At 60.3% G+C, this 941-nt stretch carries 1 pseudogene; it reads left to right on the top strand.

Annotated elements, in window-relative coordinates:
* Positions 1-941 (top strand): annotated as a pseudogene (locus QZM67_RS39815) (IS3 family transposase); the annotation flags it as partial.

Genomic DNA, 941 nt, shown 5'->3' on the forward strand with positions numbered 1-941 from the left:
CACCATGCCAAAGCCAGACTCAAAGCCACTCACACCGGAGCAGCGCATCAAAGAGTTGGAGACGCAGTTGCGAGAAGCGCAGGAGAAAGCCGCGCTGTTCGAGGCGGTGATCGACGTGATGCGCAAGGACTACGGGATCACCGTAAAAAAGCCTTCGGGCAGGTCGTCGCGCAAAAGCGGATCGAAAAGCTGAGCGTCGAGCGAGCCTGCCGCTACATGGGCATCAGCCGCCAAGCGTATTACAAGCGTTGTCGAAGTGAGGAGCGTCGTTGCTCGCAAGCCGAAACCGTGACCACGCTAGTGCGAGATGTACGACTGCGCCAGCCTAGACTCGGGACACGGAAATTGCATCATCTGCTCGGGCCTGCATTGATCGAGCGCGGCATCAAGCTGGGGCGAGACGGGCTGTTCGATGTGCTGCGCGCTGCCCGGCTGCTCGTCGCGCCACATCGGGCGTATCACAAGACGACGCAAAGCCATCATCGCTTCCGACGTCATCCGAATCTGCTGAAAGCCGGGCCGGATCAGATCGTGCCGACTGGACCTGAACAGGTGTGGGTGGCCGACATCACGTACCTGCCGACGGCGGGCCGGTTTGTGTATTTGAGTCTCGTCACGGATGCGTTCTCGCGCAAGATCGTCGGTCATCACGTTCACGATAGCCTGCAAACCGAGCAGGTCAGCCAGGCGCTGAAGAAGGCATTGCGCAGGCGCCAGACCCGTCAGCCATTGATCCATCACTCCGATCGCGGGGTTCAGTACTGCTCGACCTACTATCAGGACATCCATCGACGTCACGGCCTGCGCTGTTCGATGACCGACGGCTACGACTGCTATCAGAACGCGCTGGCTGAGCGGGTCAACGGCATCCTCAAGGGGGAGTTCCTGCTGCAGCGTCCCGCTGACCTTGAACAGGCTGCCAAGATGGTCGAACAGTCGGT

The sequence above is a fragment of the Burkholderia sp. AU45251 genome, assembly GCF_030482905.1.
GTDB lineage: Bacteria > Pseudomonadota > Gammaproteobacteria > Burkholderiales > Burkholderiaceae > Burkholderia > Burkholderia aenigmatica.